Annotated in this window: 20 protein-coding genes; 10 read left to right on the top strand and 10 right to left on the bottom strand. The window is 48.5% G+C overall.

All coding sequences use genetic code 11. The annotated features are described in order from the left end of the window. The 4 genes from IM638_18385 to purB form a co-directional block, all read right to left on the bottom strand. Entirely contained in the window at nt 1–1920 is a 1920-nt protein-coding gene (locus IM638_18385) for a cytochrome C peroxidase (protein MCA6365005.1), read from the bottom strand. Between the two features lie 93 nt (nt 1921–2013). After that, on the bottom strand, nt 2014–4230 hold the full coding sequence (locus IM638_18380; GenBank protein ID MCA6365004.1) for a T9SS type A sorting domain-containing protein: 2217 nt from the start codon (nt 4228–4230) through the stop codon (nt 2014–2016). A 255-nt stretch (nt 4231–4485) separates the two neighbouring features. Then, nucleotides 4486–5358, bottom strand: a complete 873-nt coding sequence (locus IM638_18375; GenBank protein ID MCA6365003.1) for a glycosyltransferase family 2 protein — start codon at nt 5356–5358, stop codon at nt 4486–4488. A 4-nt stretch (nt 5359–5362) separates the two neighbouring features. After that, nucleotides 5363–6706 (bottom strand): adenylosuccinate lyase, encoded by a 1344-nt coding sequence (purB, locus tag IM638_18370; protein MCA6365002.1) that lies wholly within the window; start codon nt 6704–6706, stop codon nt 5363–5365. 275 nt (nt 6707–6981) lie between these two features. On the opposite strand from purB, the gene crtI reads away from it, so the two are divergent. The 7 genes from crtI to IM638_18335 all read left to right on the top strand — a co-directional run bounded on the left by crtI (nt 6982) and on the right by IM638_18335 (nt 14367). Continuing rightward, nucleotides 6982–8490: a phytoene desaturase gene (gene crtI, locus IM638_18365; GenBank protein MCA6365001.1), complete on the top strand. Its 1509-nt coding sequence runs from the start codon at nt 6982–6984 to the stop codon at nt 8488–8490. Continuing rightward, entirely contained in the window at nt 8474–9310 is an 837-nt protein-coding gene (locus IM638_18360; protein ID MCA6365000.1) for a phytoene/squalene synthase family protein, read from the top strand. Before crtI ends, IM638_18360 begins: the two co-directional genes overlap by 17 nt. Further along, a complete protein-coding gene (locus IM638_18355; GenBank protein MCA6364999.1) occupies nt 9310–9846 on the top strand; it encodes a hypothetical protein in 537 nt (178 codons plus the stop codon). The genes IM638_18360 and IM638_18355 overlap by 1 nt, the downstream gene beginning before the upstream one ends. Continuing rightward, entirely contained in the window at nt 9843–10364 is a 522-nt protein-coding gene (gene idi / locus IM638_18350) for an isopentenyl-diphosphate Delta-isomerase (GenBank protein MCA6364998.1), read from the top strand. The genes IM638_18355 and idi overlap by 4 nt, the downstream gene beginning before the upstream one ends. Nucleotides 10365–10445: 81 nt before the next feature. Next, entirely contained in the window at nt 10446–12908 is a 2463-nt protein-coding gene (locus IM638_18345) for a carboxypeptidase-like regulatory domain-containing protein (protein ID MCA6364997.1), read from the top strand. A 59-nt stretch (nt 12909–12967) separates the two neighbouring features. After that, entirely contained in the window at nt 12968–13696 is a 729-nt protein-coding gene (gene lptB, locus IM638_18340; protein ID MCA6364996.1) for an LPS export ABC transporter ATP-binding protein, read from the top strand. Between the two features lie 8 nt (nt 13697–13704). Continuing rightward, nucleotides 13705–14367: an HD domain-containing protein gene (locus tag IM638_18335; GenBank protein ID MCA6364995.1), complete on the top strand. Its 663-nt coding sequence runs from the start codon at nt 13705–13707 to the stop codon at nt 14365–14367. Between the two features lie 46 nt (nt 14368–14413). Here IM638_18335 and IM638_18330 read toward each other — a convergent pair whose 3' ends face one another. The 4 genes from IM638_18330 to IM638_18315 form a co-directional block, all read right to left on the bottom strand. After that, nucleotides 14414–16582 carry a thioredoxin fold domain-containing protein gene (locus tag IM638_18330; GenBank protein ID MCA6364994.1) on the bottom strand — a complete coding sequence of 723 codons (2169 nt, stop codon included), beginning with the start codon at nt 16580–16582 and terminating at the stop codon, nt 14414–14416. A gap of 98 nt (nt 16583–16680) precedes the next feature. Continuing rightward, the gene (locus tag IM638_18325) at nt 16681–17079 is read right to left on the bottom strand and encodes a sugar transporter (protein MCA6364993.1); all 399 of its coding nucleotides are present in this window, start codon (nt 17077–17079) and stop codon (nt 16681–16683) included. 253 nt (nt 17080–17332) lie between these two features. Continuing rightward, nucleotides 17333–17623 (bottom strand): hypothetical protein, encoded by a 291-nt coding sequence (locus tag IM638_18320; GenBank protein MCA6364992.1) that lies wholly within the window; start codon nt 17621–17623, stop codon nt 17333–17335. Between the two features lie 151 nt (nt 17624–17774). Beyond that, the gene (locus tag IM638_18315; GenBank protein MCA6364991.1) at nt 17775–18323 is read right to left on the bottom strand and encodes a hypothetical protein; all 549 of its coding nucleotides are present in this window, start codon (nt 18321–18323) and stop codon (nt 17775–17777) included. Nucleotides 18324–18574: 251 nt separating this feature from the next. On the opposite strand from IM638_18315, the gene IM638_18310 reads away from it, so the two are divergent. The 3 genes from IM638_18310 (at nt 18575) to IM638_18300 (ending at nt 21145) form a co-directional block, all read left to right on the top strand. Continuing rightward, complete coding sequence (locus IM638_18310; protein MCA6364990.1) at nt 18575–19120, top strand: dihydrofolate reductase; 546 nt, start codon at nt 18575–18577, stop codon at nt 19118–19120. A gap of 292 nt (nt 19121–19412) precedes the next feature. After that, nucleotides 19413–19991, top strand: coding sequence for a Crp/Fnr family transcriptional regulator (locus IM638_18305; GenBank protein ID MCA6364989.1), 579 nt, complete (start codon nt 19413–19415; stop codon nt 19989–19991). Nucleotides 19992–20017: 26 nt separating this feature from the next. Beyond that, a complete protein-coding gene (locus IM638_18300; protein ID MCA6364988.1) occupies nt 20018–21145 on the top strand; it encodes an SMP-30/gluconolactonase/LRE family protein in 1128 nt (375 codons plus the stop codon). A gap of 23 nt (nt 21146–21168) precedes the next feature. On the opposite strand, the gene tilS is transcribed toward IM638_18300, so the two are convergent. Both tilS and IM638_18290 read right to left on the bottom strand, forming a co-directional pair. Then, complete coding sequence (gene tilS / locus IM638_18295; protein MCA6364987.1) at nt 21169–22482, bottom strand: tRNA lysidine(34) synthetase TilS; 1314 nt, start codon at nt 22480–22482, stop codon at nt 21169–21171. A 9-nt stretch (nt 22483–22491) separates the two neighbouring features. Further along, nucleotides 22492–23787, bottom strand: coding sequence for an anthranilate synthase component I family protein (locus IM638_18290; GenBank protein ID MCA6364986.1), 1296 nt, complete (start codon nt 23785–23787; stop codon nt 22492–22494). Nucleotides 23788–23913 lie beyond the last annotated feature (126 nt).

The following is a 23913-nucleotide window of genomic DNA, read 5'->3' as shown; positions in this document are numbered from 1 at the left end:
TCAGTACAGACCTCCCGGTTTGCGGTTGTCATACTGCTCGTTTCCAAATGCAGGCAAACGTGCGGGTGCAGTTGCTTTTGCAGTGGTATCGGTGAGTGTGTGCAGGAATGCAATCAGTTCTGCTTTCTCCTTTGGCGTAAGACCGAGTTTGTCTTCAGGCAATGTTTGATTTACAGGCGCTATGCCGAGTCCGGTGCCGCCGCCACGGTTGTAAAAATCAATTACTTCTTCGAGTGAGGCATACACGCCGTTGTGCATGTAGGGAGCGGTTTTTGCCACCTGCGAAAGTCCCGGCGTTTTAAATGCGTGCCGGTGAAGTTCCATGCCGTTTACGCTGTAACGCCCTGCATCACTGTCGAGCGTGGCATGCAGTGTGTCTGTTGACGAAGGTACGCCGATTATTTCCACTTCGCCTTTGGCATAAAGCGGCGGCACATTACCTGAGAAATAAGGCAGAAAATGGCAGGTGGCGCAGGCTGCTTTGCCGGTGAAAATATTGAAGCCGTTTTTTGCATCGTTGCTCATGGCATTGGTTTCGCCGCGCATGTAGGCATAGAAGGGTGCATTGAAGGCAAGCAGTGTGCGCTGATAAGCTGAAATGGCAATGAAAATGCTGCGCGGCGAAATTACAGTGTCTTCGCTGCCGGCAAAGGCATTGCGGAAGAGCTGTATATATTCACTGCTCTGCATCAGCAGCGATGATGCAGCCTGAATATCGCCATGCAGCTCAATGCTGTTGGCCACCACAAGGCGCGCCTGATCTTCGAGCGAGGGCACACGTGCATCGTAAAAATAAGCCGGCTGCAAAGCGGCATTCCACAACGTAGGTGCATTGCGCAGCACGGTGCCGTTTCCGGTAAAAGCCGTACTGCGCGCATTCCCGTCGGTAAAAAAACGGTCGGCATTGTGGCACGATGCACACGAGCGTTGGCCATCGCCCGAAAGCAACGGTTCGAAAAAAAGCAAACGACCAAGTGCTGCTACTTCGCTGCGTTTGTGAATTGCATTGTTGTAGCGTGCATAAAACCACGGATCAATGGCATCGTTATCAAACGGTGTACCCGCCTCAAACCGAAGTGCAGTGGTGTTTACAGCCGGTTTCAGGTTTAGCAGTACGGCCACACGCGTAAGCTGCCGCGTGAGCGGATTTGCTTTTGTACGGATGAACGAAAGCCGGTCAAACGTATCTTCACTTGCGTTTAAATTGATACTCCCCACAAATGCTTTTAGCGCAGCTCGGCAATCCTTCTCCAGCTTTTTATTCCTGGGCTTCACCTCATTCAAAAAAAGCAGCGCATACTTTTCCACACTTTCTGCCGCAGCTTTTGCATCGTTCAGCGCCACGTCGTAGCCGGGAGCATCAAAGCCGGTAAGTCCAAGTGTATAAATGCGGATTATTTCAAGCCGAATTGCTTCCATGAGCTGCCATTCTTCAAACTTAGCCTGCTGCGCCATTTGCGGCAAACGAAAACAGGTGGCTGTAAAGCGTTTGCAACTGGTAACCAGATCTGCTTTTTCATCCTCATTTAAACGATCGGCATAAATCAATTCCGCAATATGTTGCAAGCCATCGGGTGTACGCACCAGCTGTGTTCCCTCTTCCTCATCGGCTTCCGGAATGGGAGGTCCGTTGAGCATCTGTTCCGTAGCCGGATAGAAATAGGCTGTAATTAACTCGGTACGTTTGTAGGCTTTTCGTGTGCGGGCAAGCTGCTGCTGCAGATTTTCGGATGATGTATTTCCTGCTGTGACAAGTTGCTGAAGAAGTTTGGCTTCTTTGAGCAACTGGTCTGCATCTCCTGCAAAAAATACAAGTGCAGTTTCTGTTTTTGAGGGCGCAGGAGCTTTTTCATTAAATGCAAACAGCGCAAACAGTAAAGGAAGTGCGGCAAGAAGAATCCGGATTGATTTTATTTTCATCGGACAAAAAAGATTAATTACCGGTATCAATACCAAACACCTCTGCAAATTTTTGCAGAGGTGTTTGAATGAAATAGACTGTATATACTGAGCTTAGTGCTGTTTAACCAGTTGCTGCTGGAATACACCATTATCAGTATAAATATTTACAATATATACGCCGTCAGCTTCCATGCTCAGATCGAGCTGCTGGTTGTAGCGGCCGTTGAAACGGGCTACTTTCTCGGTATATACAGTTTGTCCCACACTGTTTACAACTTCCACGCGGAAACTCTCTGTAGGTTCATTGCTGTTGAAATTGAGGGTAAATGAACCATCGTTCGGGTTGGGGAATACACGCACATTATTATTGAGTACGGTTTCCTCTACCGAAGTAACATTCATAAATACTTCCTGTGAAGCAGGCGACTCACATCCGTTGATGGTTACTACTACTGAATAGTAGCCGTCCTGAGTTACTACAATTGAAGGTGTGGTAATGCCGGGCATAGCCACGCCGTTGCGGTACCACTGGTTACCCGCTGTTGAGCTTGATACAAGCACAGTTCCGCTCTGATTAATTACAGGCATTGCCGGAACCTGATTTACAGTTGCTGTAACCGGTGTGCGGCTGCTGCCAACCACGCCGTCAACTTCAACTTCAACATAATAGGTTACGCTTGTGCTGAGTGCGGGTGTGTTGTATGTAGCGCCGGTAAACACAGGTGTGCCGCCGGTGGGTTGTGTGTACCAGTGGTAGCGTGTACCGTTGGTAGCCCAGAATGAGTTGCCTCCGGTGGCGCTGAGTACAGCTGTATTGCCTGTGCAAATGCTGTCGGCACTTACCACGGGTGTGGTAATTTTTACACGGGGAATGTTGGTTACGGTAATGAGCATGCTGCCCTGCTTTTCGGTAGGACGAAGTGTGCCACCGTCAACGCCTGAGAATTCAGGATATCGCCAGGTGTGGGGCTGCAGACAGATCAGGAATGCGTTGGGGATTTCGGCCGGAGTAAGATCAATCATTGCACCATATTCCCAGCTGCCAATACCGCTGCGCGAAAATGCAGTGCCGGCACTGTTGCGGTTGTAAACTGCACTGTCAACCATAGAGCGGTGGTGGTTAAGTTCCATGAGTGTAGTCCATGCACCTGTCTGTATGTCGTACTGATAAATACGTGCATCGTGTACATAAGGAAGGGCAGCGGCAAAGCTGTAACCATTGGGGTCTTCCTGCACATATATATAATCCTGCGTTACGCAGATATTGTCGGGCTGATAAAGTTCGCGGTAAGGATTTGACGCGCTCTTATCGTCGCCGTTGATAATGCATTCGAGTGTGCCCTGAAGCGGATTGTTGGGATCAAGCACAAGACGATATACGCGTCCCCACACCGTACGGTCAAGTGAGTCGGCGTTGGCTGCACCGGTTGCGTTAAAATAAATTTCGCGTGCAGCAGCGGGTCCGCCTTTGCGGTAGTCGATATCTTCCACGCGCTGAAACTCAATGCAGCTGAGTGTCTGACTGCTGTAGGCATCAAGCTGTGCACCTGTAAGCGAGGCGCCATTGGGCACTTCTACAAATTCAACGGCGTAGGTTTGGCCGGGTATGATAGAACGTTCGCGCTGGTTGAGATCGGTGCGGCGGAGTACGTAAATTTTGCCGTTGTTCAGATCACCTATTACATTACTCATATACATGGCAAGCTGGCCACCGTTCGGGCCGCTGTCGTCGTCGCCAATAATTACGATGGTTTTGTTGTAGGTAGCAGCCGGAAGCGGTACTGCGTTTTCAGCACTCCAGCGGCCAAGTCCGCGGGCAATGGTTGAATTAGCTGCCGAGAGTGAATCGGTAAGCGGATTGGCGAAAAGGTTTACGCTGTGTGTCATTGATTCCACGCCCGATTCGCCGCAGGTAAGGAATGTAGGACCGAAGCCGTGTTCCTGCGGTGTAGCCAGTGTGGCCGAGCAGAGACGCCACATGCCGGCATTTGAGTTCAGCAGATACTCGCCGCGCACAGGGGCAAAATTGCTGTTCAGCTGAAGGCGTGATACAGCGAAATTATCTTCGTGGTTCACAACCATGGTAAATGAACCGTCGGCATTGCGGATAATGCCCGCACCGTCGGCCGAGCCACCGAAACGATAGCCGGGAGAAGCGGCCAGCGAATCACGGCTGCCAATTAATCCATACACCTGCGTGTTGGGAAATGCAGATGTGTTGAGGGTCACAAGAGGCGGTGTTACCGAATGCTGCTGGAGGTTTACCTGTGCAACGGCCGCGCCTGCAAGCATTACTGCAAATGCAGTGAGGTGTAGTTTTGTGGTCATGTGTGTAATTGTTTACGTCCGCAAAACTATTCCCGCTGTATTACGTCAGCATGAAGCAAGGTAAATTCAAAAACAAGAATTCGTAAATCCTGAATCCGCAACCGAAGATGCTGATAAACTGATTGTTTTTAGCTGATTCAAAGGTTTTGATGCACGAATTATTAATGCATATGTAAATGTAAAATCGCTCCGGTGTAAACTATTAACACAGCGGATATCTCAAAATAATTTTTGGATAAAGCAGTGGCGTGTAAGCTAACCGAGCTTATAGTTTTTATACTCACCCGGCCGCCAGCCGGTGAGTTTTTCAATCCACATCAGCAACCGAACTTTTACACTCATTTTCCGCTTTGTGGGGTCGAATGTAAATTCCCAGTTCATCCGGTCAATGCGTGGCTGCATTACTTTCGGATGTGTGCCTGTAAAATGAACCAGCGAATCAATTTGCGAGTAATCGAATTGGTTTACCTGCGGAATGTTTCGTTTCATCCATTCATCATCGTGCCACATTTTATGAAACGATTGCTGCTTAGCCTGTTGTGCTTCGGGCGGTTTTACCCAGCCATAATGATTAACGGTAGCGTTTACCGGTTTTACACGCAGTTTTTCATTGCTGCGTGTGCGAAATCCCTGCGCATCGCGGTAGGAGCAGATGTTGTCGGTTTTACGCACAATGCGTATTTCGTTTCTGTACCACCGCCGCGAATCGCCCACGTAGCTGTAGGAGCCATAGAAATGCCGGTAACGGAAAAGCAGCCCTTGCACCGACTTGTCTTCTTTCCACCGCTGCATGGTTTCACGTATAGCCTGATAATCGGCCTCGTGAAACACTTCGTCGGCCTGAATATAAATACACCAGTCGGCCTGCGGCGAAATGGCTGCGTAGGCTTTATCGGTTTCTACTGCAAGCACACGCCCGCCTTCACGCAGCGAATCGTCCCATACCGTTTCAATGATGCGGATTTTCGGATCGTTTATATTACGTATCAGCTGCAGCGTTTCATCGTCTGATTTGCCCACAGCCACAATCACTTCATCGCAAAGCGGGAGAATTGAGCGTATGGCTTCCACCGCCGGGTAGTCGAAGCGGATGGCATTGCGGACGATGGTGAAGCCGGAGATGAACATGAGGTTAAATCCCCGTGTAATTAAACGGCGAAATCGCTTTTAATTCATCCTTCACCAAATCATTCACATTCAGCGTATCAATAAACGCGGCAATGGTGGAGGCGGTTACGGCTTCGTTGGTGCGTGTAAGGCCTTTGAGGGCTTCGTAAGGCTGCGGATAGCCTTCGCGGCGCAGGATGGTTTGAATGGCTTCGGCCACTACGGCCCAGTTGGCTTCAAGATCGGCGTGGAGGGCGGCTTCGTTAAGCAGTACTTTACTCAGGCCTTTTTGCAGTGAGCGCAGCGCAATTACCGTATGCGCCACCGGCACGCCTACATTGCGCAGCACGGTAGAGTCGGTAAGATCACGCTGCAGGCGCGAGATGGGGAGCTTGGCGCTGAGATGTTCAAACAGCGCGTTGGCAATGCCAAAATTTCCCTCGGCATTTTCAAAGTCGATGGGATTTACCTTGTGCGGCATGGCCGATGAGCCTACCTCGCCGGCTTTGATCTGCTGGCGGAAGTAGTTCATGGAAATGTAGGCCCAGAAATCGCGGCTCAGATCTACCAGTATGGTGTTAATACGCTTGAGTCCGTCGAAATAAGCCGCCAGATGATCGTAGTGTTCAATTTGCGTAGTGGGATGCGATCGTTTCAGGCCGAGTGAAGCCACAAAATCATCGCCAAACTTTTTCCAGTTGGTTTGCGGATACGCCACGTGATGCGCATTGAAATTGCCGGTGGCGCCGCCAAACTTGGCTGCAAACGGAACCTGTGCCAGTAGTTCAAGCTGTGCGCGGAGGCGTTCGGTAAATACGCGTATTTCTTTGCCCAGGCGGGTGGGCGAGGCGGGCTGCCCGTGTGTGCGTGCCAGCATGGGTACGTTTTCCCAATCGGCGGCCTGCTTTTCGAGCAGGGCAAGCGTTTCGTTGATCAGTGGCAGCAGCACCTGTTCGTGCGCTTCGCGCAAAAGCAGCGGTGTGGCGGTGTTGTTTACATCCTGCGAGGTAAGGCCGAAATGAACAAACTCCTTGTATTCAGAAAGACCAAGCAAATCGAGCTTTTCTTTCATAAAATACTCCACGGCTTTTACATCGTGGTTGGTGGTTTGTTCAATCTGTTTAACCGCCTCGGCATCTGCCTGCGTAAAATTCTCGTACATTACAGCACGCAGGTCAGCAAAACGGCTTTCGCTGATGCCGCTTAACTGAGGCAGAGGCAAACGGCACAAGGCTATCAGATATTCAGTTTCAATTCGAATGCGGTAGCGGATCAACGCCGATTCGGAAAAATAATCAGCCAAAACGGCTGTGTGCCGACGGTAGCGTCCGTCAACCGGAGAAATTGCCTGAAGCGATTCGAATGCCATACTGCTTGTTAAAAAGAAAGCGCGAAGGTACAAAAGATCAGGGCTATAAAGGCAGGTCGTTCGGACTGAAAAACGACCAAAGCATAAAAAAAAGAACATTTTTGAACAATCAGGCCCGGTTTGGGTTTTAATAGGGTGTGTGGCGCTGTGCGGATTAAAAATTATTGATCCGCTTATTCACATAAACAACAATAAGAGCCTCGGCTTGTTTAATGGAAAGTGTTGGAGAATGTGCTAGGTATAAACAGTTGCAGTCTCCTGATTTTGAATTGCCTATGTCGAAAAAGCAAACAGCTGTTGTAATTGGTTCGGGTTTTGCCGGACTTTCTGCCGCCACCGGTTTGGCGCGGCATGGATTCGACGTGACAATTGTGGAGAAAAACGCAACTCCCGGTGGCCGTGCACGAAAGTTCAGTGAGTCGGGTTTTATGTTTGATATGGGCCCAAGCTGGTACTGGATGCCTGATGTGTTTGAAAGTTATTTCAACCGGTTCGGCAAATCAGTTTCCGATTATTATGAGCTTGTTCGCCTTGATCCTTCGTATCGGGTAATTTATGGTGTTGATGATGTACTTGATGTTCCGGCAAGTATTGCGGAACTTGGAAAAGAGCTTGAAAAAATCGAACCGGGCAGTGCTGCCGCACTTCGCAGTTTTCTGGAAGAAGCACGTTACAAGTATGAAGTAGGTATTAATGAATTCGTGTACAAACCAAGTGTGTCACTGCGTGAGTTTGCCGATTTCAGAATTGTAACCAGCTTATTTAAGCTCGATATGTTCCGCAACATGCACAAGCATGTACGGAAATATTTCACGCATCCGAAAATTACCGCCCTCATGGAATTTCCGGTGCTGTTTCTGGGCGAAACACCCCGCCGTACACCGGCCCTGTACAGCCTGATGAACTATGCCGATATTGCACTGGGTACCTGGTATCCGCCGGGCGGCATGCATCGCATTGTGGAAGGCATGGTGAAACTTGCCGAAGAAAACGGTGTGAAGTTCAGATTCAATGCACCTGTTAATCGTATTGTTACGGCCGGAAACAAAACTACCGGCGTGCGCCTTGAAAACGGCGATATAATTAATGCCGATGTGGTGGTGGCCGGTGCCGACTACCACCATGTGGAACAAAAACTTCTCGGTCAGGCGGAACGACGTTATTCTGAAGCTTACTGGAACAAACGCCGCATGGCACCGTCGTGCTTACTTTATTATGTAGGCGTAAACCGGCGTGTAAACAATTTGCTGCATCATAACCTGTTTTTCGACGAATCGTTTGATGCGCATGCAGTTGAAATTTACGATGAGCCACGCTGGCCCTCAAAGCCTTTGTTTTATGTGTCAGCACCTTCGGTAACAGATACGACCGTTGCGCCCGAAGGATGTGAAAATCTGTTCCTGCTCATACCTGTAGCGCCGGGTCTCGACAACGACACTGAAGCGGTGCGTGAAAAATATTTCAATCTCATCATGGACCGTCTTGAACGTCAGGCCGGGCATGATATTCGTTCGCACATTGTGTATAAACGCAGCTATGCCCACCGCGATTTTGTAAATGATTACAACTCGTTCCGCGGCAATGCTTACGGTTTGGCCAATACACTGCGGCAAACTGCATTTATGAAACCATCTGTAAAAAGCAACAAAATTTCCAACCTCTACTATACCGGACAGCTTACTGTGCCCGGCCCGGGAGTGCCGCCGTCACTCATTTCCGGCTTGGTGGTAAGTGATCTTGTAGCTCACGAACAAAAAGCAAAAGCCCATGAAAAGCTTGTATGACCACGTTTGTATCCGCACCAGCCGGCAGGTAACGCGCGCCTACAGTACCTCGTTCTCGCTGGGCATTCGCTTCCTTGCCAAAGAATTCCGTGATCCGATTTACTCCATCTACGGCTTTGTGCGCTTTGCCGACGAAATTGTAGATACGTTTCACGATTTCGACAAGAAACAACTGCTTGCCGATTTTAAGCGTGATACCTATCTCGCCATCGAACAGCGTATCAGCCTCAATCCCATCCTGCAAAGCTTTCAGGAAGTAGTAAACCGCTACGGTATAGACCGTGAGCTCATTGATGCATTTCTGTTCAGTATGGAAATGGATCTGGGTAAGCGCGAGTATAGTCAGGACGAATACGAAAAGTATATTCTTGGCTCGGCTGAAGTGGTGGGCCTGATGTGCCTGAAAGTATTTGTGGAAGGGGATAATGCGAAATACGAAGAACTGCGCTGGTATGCAATGCGGCTGGGTTCGGCATTTCAGAAAATCAACTTCCTGCGCGATATGCGTGATGATTATGTGGGAATGGGGCGCACGTATTTTCCGGGTGTGGATATTACACGCTGGGACGAGGAAACCAAACGCCGCGTGGAAGAAGATATTGAGGTTGATTTCAGAAACGGTTACGAAGGCATTCTCAAACTTTCGCGTAAGGCAAGGTTTGGTGTGTATGTGGCTTATATCTACTATTTCTCACTGTTTCGCAAAATCAAATCGCTTGCGCCCAGACATATTCTTGATGAGCGTGTGCGTATTCCCAACCGCCGCAAGTATGCATTGTTTGTTACGTCGTACGTGCGCCACAGCCTTAACCTGATCTGATGCGTATAGCTGCAATGCTGCTTTTACTGCTTACAGCCGTGGCGGCCGGTGCGCCATCGCCCACGTTGTTGCAGGTGCGCAACCGTTTCGAAAATGCCAGCAAAGGAGAAACGCTTTGCGAATCATTGCTTGGTATGGTGCGCGGGCATACGGTTGAAAGCAATGCAGTAATGCACGGTTATCTGGGTGCGGGTGAAACAATTCATGCGCAATTTTCGGCAAACCCGTACACCAAGCTTTCCCGTTTCAATTCGGGCAAGGCCAAACTCGAAGCCGCAGTGACAAAACAGCCTCAGCTGATGGAGCTGCGTTACCTTCGATTTACGGTACAGTGCGGCGCACCTTCTTTTCTGGGCTACAACACACAGCTTGCCGCCGATAAAAAGTTTTTGCTTGAAGGCCTCAGTCAATTATCGGCTGATGATTACGATCTTTATTGCCGCATTGCCAAATACCTCGAACAAAGCACACAGCTAAGTGCTGCCGAAAAGCAGCAACTCGCGGCCATTTTAAAAGTATCGCCCGTTAAGAAATGATCAACACCACCGAGTTTGTTGTGCTGGTTGACGAACACGATCGTCAGACAGGGCTCATGGAAAAGCTTGATGCACACCGTAAAGGACTCCTGCACCGGGCTATTTCGGTTTTCGTGTTCAACAGCCGGGGCGAATTGCTCATACATCGCCGCGCACTTGAGAAATACCATTCGGGCGGGCTTTGGACAAACACCTGCTGCAGCCATCCCCGCGATGGTGAAACTGCCGGTGAGGCCGCCGTGCGCCGCCTGCGCGAAGAAATGGGAATGGTTTGCGAACTCACACATCAGTTCCAGTTCATTTACCGCGCTGATCTTGATCATGAACTTACCGAACATGAACTCGATCATGTATTTACAGGTATTTCCGACACCAACCCGCAGCCTGATCCGGCTGAAGTAATGGACTGGAGATGGGTACGCAGAGATGATTTACTGGCTGAAATGTCTGCCGAACCTGAAAAGTTTACGGCATGGTTTAAGATTATTGCTGAACGGGCGTTTGCAATTACAGCCTGAAAAATTACTGCCGCCACAGAAAATCTGGTTTTTCTTTCCAAAAGAGTGCTTATCTTAGAATTCCCAAGCCCTCTGAGTAAAATGCTTCAACGACTACTGTGCGTGGTGATGTTGGTTTTGTGTGCGTGCAGCCTGTGGGCACAGCAACAATACCGCATATCCGGAAAAATATACGATAAGAATACCAACGAGCCGATGCCCTTTGTAAGTGTATATCTGCTCGGAACCAATATTGGTGCGGTTTCTGATGTGGAAGGAAACTACCGCATTACATCCTCTCGGCTTACAGACTCCATCCGGGCCAATTACATCGGCTACAAAACCATTACACTTCCGCTCAAAAAAAATGCAGCCGCACAGGTGGTTAATATTGGCATGGAAGTCAATGCCAACAGCCTTGCCGAAGTGGTTATCCGCCCCGGCGAAAACCCTGCCTACCGCATTCTGCGGGGCGTGTGGGCAAACCGCGATAATAACAACGAAGAGAAATACGATGCTTATGAATACGAGGTCTATAACAAAATGGAGTTCGACCTCAATAACATTACCGAAGATTTTCAGAAACGAAAAGTGCTGCAACCGGTAAAGTTTATTTTTGATAATATCGACTCCACCAATCCCACCGAAAAACCCAAACTCCCGCTTTTCTTCAGCGAGTCGGTTTCCGATTTTTACTACCGTACCGATCCGCGTTTGCGCAAGGAAGTAATTAAAGGCTCGAAAGTTTCTGGTGTGGAAGATGCCAGCATTTCCAAACTTACCGGCGAAATGTATCAGAATGCCAATTTGTATGACAACAACATCATGCTCTTTGGCAAACTCTTCGTGAGTCCGATTTCTGATAACGGTATTTTCTACTACAAATATTACCTCAATGATAGTTTGCTGATCGACAATCACTGGTGCTATCACATTCAGTTTAAGCCACGCCGCAAGCAGGAACTGTTGTTTGAAGGGAATATGTGGATTGCCGATACGGCTTTTGCGCTTAAACGCATTGAGATGAAAATTACCGATGATGCAAACATTAACTATGTAAATGCATTTTCGATAATTCAGGAGTTTGATGACGCGTCGGGAAAATGGATGCTGGTGAAAGAGAAAATGGTGGCCGATTTTGCCTTGCAGGATAAACAGCTTGGCATGTATGGTCGAAAAACATCGTCGTACAAAAACATCATTGTCAGCAAGCCGCGCGATGTGGAGTTTTATACACGCACCGATAATCTGGTGGTGCAGGAAGGCGCCGAAAAACGCGACAGTGCATTCTGGGTCAATGCCCGCCACGATTCGCTGAATGCTACCGAAAGGCAGATTTATGCAATGGTTGATTCCATACAGCATTTGCCCATTTATAAATCGTGGGAGAATATCATAATCACGGCTTACACAGGTTACAAAGTCATTGGCCCGTTTGAATTTGGTCCGTGGTACAACACGGTGAGCAACAACCGCATTGAAGGCTGGCGTGTGCGTTTGGGCGGACGAACCAGTAACAATTTCAGTAAATGGGTAGAGTTTAGCGGCTATGCGGCATATGGTTTCCGCGATGATGATTTCAAGTATTCGTTTGCCTTCAAATCATTCATCACCAAAAAGCCGAGGCAGCTGGTGGGTGGCAATTACAAAAACGACTACGAAATATTAGGTCAGAGCAACAATGCGTTTACTGCTGATAACGGCCTTGCCGCACTTTTCCGCCGCACACCGCTCGACAATATGCTGCGCGTGGAGCAGTACAGTTTGTGGTATGAGCGCGACTGGTTTCCGGGCCTGAATACCAAGCTCAATCTGGTACATAAAAATCTGTTTCCGCTTGGCGCCACAGTTTATCTGCATCCGATAGGTAACGGCAATAACGAATACAAACCCGGCATTACGGCTTCCGAAATTCAGCTTACCACACGTTTTGCCTATCAGGAGCGGTATGTGGAGAGTGTGTTTTCGCGCGTGAGTTTGGGTACAATTTACCCGATTGTGCAGGTGCAGTACAATGCCGGTTTGAAGGGCGTGTTTGGAAGTGATTACGCGTATCACCGGCTGAGTATTAATGTGGACGACCGTATCCGCATCAATCCAATTGGCTACATAAATTATGTACTGGAGGCCGGAAAAATCTGGGGCACTGTACCGTTTCCGCTCATGGTGCTGCATGCGGGCAACGAAACCATCATATACGACTGGGCCGCATTCAATACCATGAACTATTTTGAGTTTGCCAGCGATCAGTATGCGCAGTGCATTCTCATTCACCATTTCGACGGATTTTTCCTCAATAAAATTCCGCTCATGCGTAAGCTGAAGTGGCGCGAGGTAGCTTCGTTCCGGGGCGTAATTGGCAGCGCGCGGTTAGACAACCGCGAAGAGCTTCTTTTTCCCAATCAGCTTTATACCCTCAATCGCGGGCCGTACCTTGAAGCGGGCGCGGGCATTGAAAACATCTTCAAGTTTTTCCGCGTTGATGTATTCTGGCGTTTGCGCTACCTCGATCATCCCGGCATCCAGAAAGTAGGTGTGAGGCTTTCGCTGCAGATTTTGTTCTGATCTGTTTGCTCACACTTCTTAACACCTCAGTTTATACTTTTTCTGCATCTTTGCAACGCATGATTCTCGGAGCCGAACACATTGTAAAACGCTACAAAGGCCGCACAGTCGTGAAAGATGTATCCATTGAGGTGCGTCAGGGCGAAGTAGTAGGGCTGCTCGGGCCAAACGGTGCGGGTAAAACCACTTCGTTTTACATGATTGTGGGCATGGTGAAACCAAACGAAGGCCGCATTTACCTCGACGATAAAGACATTACCCATGAGCCGATGTATCGTCGTGCACAGCTGGGTATTGGTTATCTGGCGCAGGAAAAATCGGTATTCCGCAAGCTGAGTGTGGAAGACAACATACGCGCGGTGTTGCAAATGACTAAACTCACCAAAGGCGAGCAGGAGCAGAAACTCGAAACGCTGCTTGATGAGTTTGCGCTGCACCACATCCGTAAAAATGCCGGCGATAACCTTTCGGGTGGCGAGCGCCGCCGTACCGAAATTGCCCGCGCGCTGGCTACCTCGCCCAACTTTATCCTGCTCGATGAGCCGTTTGCCGGAGTGGATCCGATTGCGGTGGAAGATATTCAGCAGGTGGTGTATAGTTTGAAGAAAAAAAACATCGGCATTCTCATCACCGACCACAACGTGCACGAAACGCTGGCACTGGTTGACCGCGCTTACCTGCTGTTTGAAGGGCAGATACTCAAAGCCGGCACCGCCGAAGAACTTGCCGCCGACGAACAGGTGCGCAAAGTGTATCTCGGTATGAATTTCGAATTACGCCGTATTTAATTCCGTTTATGTCTTTTCACGAAACACTTCTCGAACGTACAGAAGCGTACGTGCGCAAGACCTTGCAAAATGCCGAGGCCGGGCATGACTGGTGGCATATTGAACGTGTGCGCAACACAGCAAGGCTCATCAGCAAAACCGAACATGTAGATGCACTTGTGGTTGAGCTTACTGCCCTGCTGCACGATATTGCCGACAGTAAGTTTAATAATGGTAATGAAGAGCTTGGCCCACAACTGGCCGGCGAATTTCTGAAAGCCGAAGGGCTCGACGATGCGCGCATTGTACATGTGCAAAACATCATCCGCTACATGTCGTTTAAAGCCAGCTTTGGCGAGCAGGTGTTCACCTCGCCCGAAATGCAGGTGGTGCAGGATGCCGACCGGCTCGATGCCATTGGCGCTATTGGCATTGCGCGCGCATTCACTTACGGCGGGCACAAAAACCGCGAGCTTTACAATCCGGCAATTCCTCCCAACCTCACTATGAGCCGCGAGGAATATAAACACACCACAGCGCCCACCATCAATCATTTCTACGAAAAACTGCTGCTGCTGAAAGACCGTATGAACACCGCCACCGGCAAACAACTGGCCGAACAGCGGCACCAGTTTATGCTTCAGTTCCTCGATCAGTTTTATGCCGAGTGGAACGGAAGCAGTGAGGCATAAAAAAATCCCGCATCGTGTGTGATGCGGGATTTTTTGTGAGGGAAATTTATTTTTTGGCGGTTGAATCGGCTTTCGGAGCTTCTTCTGCTTCAGCCTGTTTCATGCGTTCGTTGTAAACTTTCAAACCTTTTTCGAGAAACAGGGCATACTCAGAGGCGTTGGGTGTGTAGCCCTGCGGTTTGGCGAGTACTTTACCGTTGTTGTCCATCAACACATAAAGCGGCTGGGAGTTCTGATTGAAATTTTCACGCTCCATCAAACTCCATTTTTTACCATAGGTGGTAATTTTTACCCCGTCGGCAGTGGTAAACTGCTTGTCGGCAGGCAGTTCTTTTTTATCATCCACATACAATGAAATAAGTACGTAATCATTACTGATGTGCTTATACACTTCGGGCTGCGGCCAAACGTTGTCTTCCATTTTGCGGCAGTTTACGCAGGCATAGCCGGTAAAGTCAACCAGCACGGGCTTGCCCACACTTTTGGCGTAACACATGCCTTCTTCAAAATCGTGAAAGCAGCTCAGGCCAATCGGGCAGTCCCCTTCATTCGGATCTTTCCACTCTTTGTAATACGAAGGGGGAAGATAACCGCTGATGAAGTTAGTGGGCGCACCAAACAAACCGGGAATCATATACACACCAAACGAGAATGTAATTATGGCCAGCATGATGCGCGGCACACTTACATGTTTAAGCTCACTGTCGTGCGAGAATTTGATTTTTCCAATAAGATAAAGGCCCAGCAGGAAAGCAATGATAATCCAGAGCGCCAGAAACACTTCCCGGGTTAAGAATTCCCAATGGTAAGCCAGGTCAACGGTAGAAAGGAATTTAAGCGCGAGGGCAAGTTCAACAAAGCCCAGTGTAACTTTCACCGAGTTAAGCCAGCCACCTGATTTGGGAAGTGTATTGAGCCAGCCCGGAAACATGGCAAACAAGGCAAAAGGCAATGCCAGCGCCAGCGAGAAACCAAACATGCCAATGGCAGGTCCGAGGAAATTGCCATCGCGGCCGGTTTCTACAAGCAGGGTGCCAATAATGGGACCAGTACACGAAAACGACACGAGCGAAAGCGTAAACGCCATGAACAAAATGCCGATGAGTCCGCCACGGTCTGAGGCCTGATCCACTTTGTTTACCAGACTGCTGGGCAGTACAATTTCAAACGCCCCAAAAAACGATACGGCAAACACAATGAACACCACAAAGAACAACAGGTTGAAGAACACGTTGCTCGACATTTCGTTGAGTGCATCGGAACCAAAAATGCTGGTTACCAGCAGGCCGAGTGTAACATAAATGCCAATGATGGAAAGTGCATAAATAACAGCATTACGAATACCTGTGGCGCGGTCTTTACTGCGTTTGGTAAAGAAGCTCACCGTCATCGGAATCATCGGGAACACGCAGGGAGTGAGCAGTGCAAGAAAACCGCCAATAAAGCCTGCAATGAAAATGCCCCAGAACGATTTGTCTTCAGCTACACCCGCATCTTCGAGTTTCACATCCATCGGTTTGTTCAGTTCAAACTTGCAGGGGCCGCCAGTGTAGGCAATTTTCTTTTTGCTGTTGCCGTCGCCATTTACGCTTAGTCCGGCTATCATGGCTTTAAGCGAATCACAGCCGCAGCCTGATGCGTCACCACCCGAAGCTGTAGTACCCAGATCGGCTTTCAAAGGCATTTCGCCGGTTGCACCCGTTGCTCCCGTAGGCCCGTTTGCTGCCGGCGCTCCGGCTCCGCTCAGCACATCCTTCACCTCAAACACCAGCTTGGTCGGATCAAGCTGTACACAGCGCGAATCATCGCACGACATGCCTTCTACCGTGCCGGTGATGGTAAACGGTTTTGCGTTGAGCACTTTTATTTTCTGGCGGAACGTGGCGGAGTTTTCGTAGTAGCTGATTTCGCCGCCAAACATTTCCTCAAACTTTTTTATCGACTTGCCCTCAATTACACCGCCCACCAGCTGATAATCGGCCGAGGGTTTAAAAGCAAATGAAGTGGGCAGCGGACCGTCGCCCGGGTTTTGTGTGTAGAGGTGCCAGTTTTTCTGAATGCTGGCCTGAACCACGAGTTCAGCTGTGCCGTCGCCGGTTTTTATCACCGAGGCTGACCATTTAACCGGATTAAGGATTTGTCCCCAAACAGGCGCTACCGCAAAAAGCAGTACCGCAGCCAGCAAGGGTAGTCGGATGAGGTTGTTTACTTTCATATAAAAGGAAAAGATCGTTGAGCAAACCCAAAAGTAAGGGTTTCTCCACGATCTTTGCGTTTATTATCGTAAAAAATGATGTGGAAGAGTGAATTTGGTTAGTTTATGCTGATTTCCAGCTCCTCTTCGTCGGGCGGAAGCATTTCGTTGGTGTTGCTCAGCATGTAGTTAATCACGCCACGGATTACGGGTTGTTTACCGGGACTAAGCTTTACTTTCTGGATATACATAACCTGGCCTTCAAGGCTGTTTACCTGCATATCAATTGCGGGTTCGTAAACGGGTTTTACTTTACCATTTTCTACAGGCTGACCCACGGTTTCGTATTCGGCAGACGCGTCGAATTCGAAGTTAAGTGCCATCGGTCCGTTTACATCAGGCACGGTTTGGGAAAACATGTGCCAGCCACCGGGAATCTGGGCTGTAAAACGGAGTTCGGCTTCGGTTTCGGAGAGTTTAACTACCTGCGTGCTCCATTTTACGCGCACAGCGTTCATGCGATGGGAGCGGAAGGCACTGAAAACGGTAAGTAAACCGACGAAGACAAAGGCCGCGATAACGCGACGAACAGCAATAGGGGTAAGCATGGGATTGTGTGTGTGCGTGTGTTGTTTATGTGTGTATTACAACCGGTGTGTGGCCGGTACACGGTTCCGGTGTGTGGCCGGAGGTGTAAATCAAAACTATTTCATTTTACGGATAAAAAAAGTCCGGGTTACTTTCCCGGACTTTCCTGAACTGCTTTTTATGTCAGGTAATTACTTCTACGATGCGTCGGATGGGAATTACCATGCCGCTTTTGAGGATAATCCGTTCGTCGGTAACGGCCCAGATTGTGGTTTGAACCTCCTTCAAACCCTCGGAATCACTGAAAATGATGCGTACCTTATTATGGTCGATGTTTCCCAGCACAAGCGCCCTGTCTAGCTCAGACTGCCTGCGGTGGCGGGCCTCTTCGCTGTGAAGTACTTCTCCGGCAGGGAAGCGGAGATCCCGCACCTGCTCTTTCTCGATGTTGATGAGTGAAGGAATAGCTGACATATCGATAAGCGTTAAAATGTGAGGTGTGAGTGTGTGTATTTGTACGATGAAATTAAGGATACGTTTCCAGAAAGTCAAGAATTGTTAGTAACAAGAGTCCCGTATGCCGCTAATAAATATTTCCCGGGTAGAGGCTAAAAATCAGATGCTATTATTTAGTTTGCAGCTCGCTGAGGCGTTGACTGATGCAGTTGATCATTTCTTCGGGGCGCTGGGTACCAATACGATAAATAATATTATCGTGGGTGGTAAGTTCCACTGCATCATTGCCGTGGGTGTAAAAACGAATCATTCCGCGGTTGAAAAGATTATACACCGGCCGGTTAAAAAAGGAAGGGCGAAGCCTAACACGCCGTATAGATTTAATGCCGTTTAAATCAATACGCACCCGTTTCACCGGCCAGCGCCCGTCAACCAATACCGCCTGCGGCAAAATTTGTGTGCGCATGTGCATCACAAAAAGCAGCCCTACCGAAAGTACCAGTACGGCCAGCCCAAGTACAAAAAACAACTCGCCTGAGCGGTCGTTGCCCGGATACTCGCCGATGCGAAAAAACTCAAGTTCCACCGGCTTCGGGTTTTCCGACCAGTAGTAGCCCACAAAGCAAAACGTAGCCAGCAGCAGGCGGCGAAGTATAGAATGGCGGTTTAAGCCGTGGTACTGCCGCTCGTCGAAATAGATGTGTTCGGATGCTGTCAATTGCCGGTGTGAAAAAATCAGAAAACAGCCTGAAGAAATTTGCCGTAACTGAAGAATTGCAGTTCTATGTTTACGATGTTAAAAGTAATGAATTTGAACTGCTGCTGTCTGATTAATTTTTACCAATATCTTTAGCCGTTGCATGGCATGCTAAGTATTTAGGCGGCCACTTGTCAAAAAAATGCGGGTTACGATAAATGGTCTTTTGTGATATTGGCTGATATGCTTTCATATTGTAACAGAATACAATCATGGACAGAAAAGTAAATCTCTATATCGCGATGAGTCTCGACGGTTACATTGCCGGCAAAGACGATAATATTGATTTTTTATCTGTGGTGGAAACGCCCGGTGAGGATTTTGGCTATGCTGCTTTTTTGCAGGAGATTGACACCGTAATATGGGGACGCAAAACATTCGACAAGGTGCTTTCGTTTGGAGGCGCGCTGCCGCATGCCGATAAAAGTGTGTTTGTAATTTCCCGTTCGCGTACCGGCAAGCACGAACATGCCGAATATGCGGATGATGTGGTGCAATTGGTGAAAAAACTGAAAGCAGAACCCGGTAAGGACATTTACTGCGACGGTGGTGCGGAGATTGTGTTTGAACTTCTCAACCATAAGCTTATCGACAGGTTAATTGTGAGTGTAATTCCGCACCTGCTTGGCGATGGTGTACGCCTGTTTAAAGCAAACAATGTGGAACAGCAGCTTCGGTTTAAAAAGAGCCTGACCTTTCCCTCCGGACTGGTTCAGCTTTGGTACGATGTGAAAAGTGAGAGCTTGAATATGCAATGACCTGCAGGAGCAATTTGCCTGTATTGCCATGCCTGTGCTTGAAATTGATTGTGTGCCGGTTGTATTGTCGCGCCAGATAGCCAAATGAACCGGCTGTAGTTATTTGCGCAACATTGATTTTTCCGTTAAAGCAGTGAGCCTGGTCATTGAAGGTTCGCCAACGGAATTCAGTCCCGCAATCCAGTGTACAGGCGGCATCCCGGCTAAACGTTTAGGGTCTGGCTCATTTAGTTTTTATTGCCAAATAATCAGCTTGACTAAAGAATGAACCGATTTCGTATTATTGACATGAATGGCTATTCTGAAAACATACTTCAATGCAATTTCTCCTTTGTCTGAAGCTACGTGGGAAGTGATATTACCACTGTTTGAAAAGCAGAAATTACAAAAGCACGATTATTTTGTAAAGCAAAGTGAGGTTGCCCGGAATATTGCCTTTTTAGAATCGGGTGTGGTAAGGGCCTATTTTGTGGATTCGGCCGGAAAGGAATACAATAAACAGTTTTTTGTAGGGCATTCGGTTATCGGGGCCTATTCATCACTGCTAACCAAAAAGCCTAATCTTATTTCGCAGCAGGCTTTGACAGATTGTGTGGTGTATGCGTGTAATTATGATTCACTTGTTTCGCTTTTCGACAGGTTTCAGGATCTCGAAAGGCTGGTGAGAAAGATGGCGGAGTATTATTTCATAGAGAAGGAGCGAAAGGAATTGGAAATTGTATTGCAGGATGCAAACAGCCGCTACGAAATATTCAAAAAGGAATTTCCGGCACTGGAACAACTGATTCCGCAGTATCATGTTGCCTCCTATCTGGGAATAACGCCCACACAATTAAGCCGTATCCGGCAGCATACGGCAGGCCGGAAGTAGGTTTGCGTATTTCTTTACCTATGTAAATGCTTTTTATTCTCAGTAAGCGGATGTTTGTCGGAAAAACATCTGTCATGCGTAAACCTTTCTGTCTAATTATCGGAACAGTAATAATGAGTTTGCTGTTCTCGTTTTTTTCTTGTGGCATCCGTCCGGTTGCTTGGAGTCCGGGAGAAATAAATGTTGTTGATCCAAAATTAACCCCGAATGAAAATTTAACCCGATCGCAGAAAATAGATTTAAAAGGATGGTACGGACCGGAAGATATTGTGTTTGATAGTTTGGGGAATTTGTATTGCGGTGTACACAATAAGGATTTTAGCGACGGGCGCATTTTGCGTATTGATACAAATGGCAATGTGGAGGAGTTTTACAATAGCGGTTCATGGGTAGCCGGCCTGCATTTTGATGCAAAACATAATTTAATAGCATTGAGTCATAAGCAGGGCTTGATTTCTATCAATACCAGCAAAAATGTTACGGTTCTGGCGGATCACGATACAGCGGGAAACCGTTTTTTTATTCCCAATGGGATAGACATTGCTTCGGATGGCAAAATTTATTTCACCAACACATCAGAAGTAGCCGGATATACACTCAGATACGGACGTAAGTTGATTTTAGAAATGCGTCCGCATGGTGCGTTATATTGTTTTGATCCTCACACGAACGAGATAAAGACACTGATTGACGGGACTTATTTTGGAAACGGCGTAGTGCTTTCTGATGATGAAACATATTTGCTGATGGTAGAAACTACAAAATACAGGGTGTTAAAGTACTGGCTGAAGGGAGAGAAAAAAGGACAGACAGCGGTTTTTGCGGATAATCTGCAAGGCTTTCCGAATGGTATATCTGCAGACGGCAATGGTAATTATTGGTTGGGTTTCACTACGAAACGAAATGCAGCATTGGATAATATCCACCCCAAACCTGCGATGAAAAAAATGGTATATGGTCTTCCCGGATTTCTTCAACCCAAAGCCGAACGGTTTGGTATGATTTTCAAACTTGCGGCTAATGGCTGTGTGATACAGGCATTGTATGATACAAAAGGAAAAGTAATTCCAGAGGCCGGAGCGGTAAAAGAGCAGAAGGGCTATTTATACATTGGTGGAGATGAATTGCCTTATATAGGTAAATACAGGCTGTAGCACATCTGGCAGTGATTTACTAATTATTGATAATACGCTTCATCAAACGTAAACCGCACAGCTTGTGTTGTGTTTTCTGTAATGCGTGTGTGGTGTGCCATGCGGCAGCCGGGCAGCCAGATAATTTCATTGCCGCTAAGCATTACCAGTGTTTGTTTGCGGATGTGTGCGGGCCAGCGTGCATCGGTAAGTATGTCGCTGATGTTTTTCTGCCCTTGCATGCCTAATGGTTGCATGGCATCAGCGGGTTGCCATTGCCGCAGGGTGAGCGGCCACTGCAGGCGGTGTGCATCAAATGTGGCCTGCCAGGGATTTTGGGCAAAATGGTGCGGTAAGGGTATTTCTTCAATTTCTACAAAAGCAGGCAGTTGATCGGGCAGCAGGGTGTACTTGGCTGGCGTAGTTTGTGTGCTTATCACCAGATGGTCGCGGCTGCAGGTGATTACATAGTTACCTGCGGCAATGCTGCTGTTTGAACCGGCCTGAATCAGCTGCATGGCCTGCGCGGTAGTGTAGCCGGGCAGTTCAAACTTTTGCAGCAAGGAGTGCAGCAGCAGTGCGGGCGCGGGTTGGGCAAGCAGTGCAGCAATATGTATATAGTAATGCTTTGCTTCGCTGTGCGTATGTGCCTGCTCAAATGTACGGGCGGCGTGGTTTACCAGCAACTGAGTTTCGCCAAGCAGTTGCAGCGAGTGGCGTAAGCCCTTGCGGCCCTGCGGCACGGCTTGCAGCAGTTCGGGCAATACGTGGTGGCGGATACGGTTGCGCGTGTATTTGTCGGTCTGGTTGCTGCTGTCGTTTCGCCATTGTAGTTGCTGCTGCTGCGCATAGTGCTCAATTTCAGCTCGTGTAAATTGCAGCAGCGGGCGTATGAGTTTGTCGTTTCGGGCTGCAATACCTGCTACACCGCTGATGCCAGTGCCGCGCACGAGCTGCAGCAGCAAAGTTTCGGCCGAATCGTCGAAATGATGTGCCGTGGCTATGCTTGTGCAACCTGCCTGCACTGCCGTTTTTTCGAAAAAAGCATAGCGTATTTTCCGCGCCGTACTTTGCACCGAACCCTGCATCTCTTCTTCGCTGCAAACGCGCATAAAAAAGGGCATCCCGTAAGTTTCTGCCAGCTTCTGCACAAAGGCGGCATCCTCTTCCGATTCATTCCCGCGCAGGCGGTAGTTTACATGCGCCACCGCGCAGCGCACACCCAGCACATACAACACATGAAGCAGCACCACCGAGTCGATGCCACCGCTTACAGCTACAAGTACAAAGCGTTTCTCACTCGCATCGAGGCGATCAAGCGAAGCTGCAAAAGCATCGAAAAAGGCATGCTTATTCACGGCACAAAGCTACACTGAATTTTTTACGCCAAGCGCATTGAGCATGGCCGCGGCCTTGAGGCTGCATTCTACAAACTCAGTTTCGGCATCGGCTGCTGCGGTAATGGCGCTGCCTGTTTTAAGCGAGAGATGTCCCGTGGCTGCATTGTACTGAATGCTGCGAATGACCACATTGAAATCGAAATCACCATCGGGCGTAAAATAGCCCACTGCGCCCGAGTAAAGTCCGCGTTTCATGTGTTCGGTTTCTTCGCAAAGCTGCATGGCCCGCACTTTGGGCGCACCGGTCATTGAACCCATCGGGAACGCACGTTTTATGGCCTGCACCGGATGTACATCGTCGCGCAGTTCGGCCTGCACGGTTGAGATAAGCTGATGGACGGTTTTAAAGGTGTGTACGCCAAACAACTCCGGCACATGCACACTGCCACGCCTGGCACTTCGTGAAAGATCGTTGCGCACCAGATCTACAATCATTACATTTTCGCAACGCTCTTTGGCGTCGTGCTGCAGTTCGTATTTCAGTTGCCCGTCTTCTTCGGGCGTTGTGCCGCGTCGTCGTGTGCCTTTTATGGGCTGCGAGCGCAGCGTGCTTTTTATTTTCTGCAAAAAGCGTTCAGGGCTGGCGCAGCAAAGGTGTTTTTCATTGTGTTTGTAGTATGCTGCAAACGGCGCTTCGCTCAGGCTGCAAAGCCTTAAATGCAATGCAGCCGGATCAAGTTTTACCGCATCAGCAAAATATTCAATGCAATAATTTGTTTCGTAAATATCGCCGCGCGCAATGTGCTTTTTCAGCTGGTTTACCGCTTGAATGTATTCCTGTTTTGAAGTACGTGCCTGAATGTCCGGCGAAGTATGCAGTGCATTCCGTGAAACTTCCGCAGTTTCAAGCTGCGAAAAAAACTGCGAAGCTTCATCAGCAGTGGCTGTGCCAATTTCTATCGTGTCCGCATTCCGTTTGCGAACTACAAATTGCGGACGAAAGAAGTAAAGCAGTGGAAAGTCAACACCGTCAGGATGTTCAGAGGTAAGCCCTTTTTCAATCTGGTTCTTTAAATCATAGCTGAAATGCCCGAAATACCAGTCGCGCCGGGCATCCACAAACATTTCGAGGCAGGTAAAAGCGTCTTCATTTTCAACGGGCGAAATTTCATCCATCACCCCAAATCCACCAATAATTTCTTCCGAAAAGCCATTCCCCATATTGCATCCGCAAATACACGCTGTTTCATACTTAGCCGCAGTTGCTGTAAGTGCATCAAGCAGTTTGTGGGAAGCAAACGGGAAGCTGTACCAGTTTCGCATACGGGCGCAAAAATACATTGCTTGGCTATATAAAATAAGATTAAAAGATTGAAAATCACGTAGTTTTTCTTGTTTTTATCTTCCTGTTTTGCTTAACTTGCCATCGACAACCCACGAGGTTAGACC

Source organism: Bacteroidota bacterium, assembly GCA_020402865.1.
In the GTDB taxonomy this organism is placed as follows: Bacteria; Bacteroidota; Bacteroidia; order Palsa-965; family Palsa-965.
Note: the sequence above shows the minus strand (reverse complement) of the source record. Positions and strands in the feature narration are given on the sequence as shown.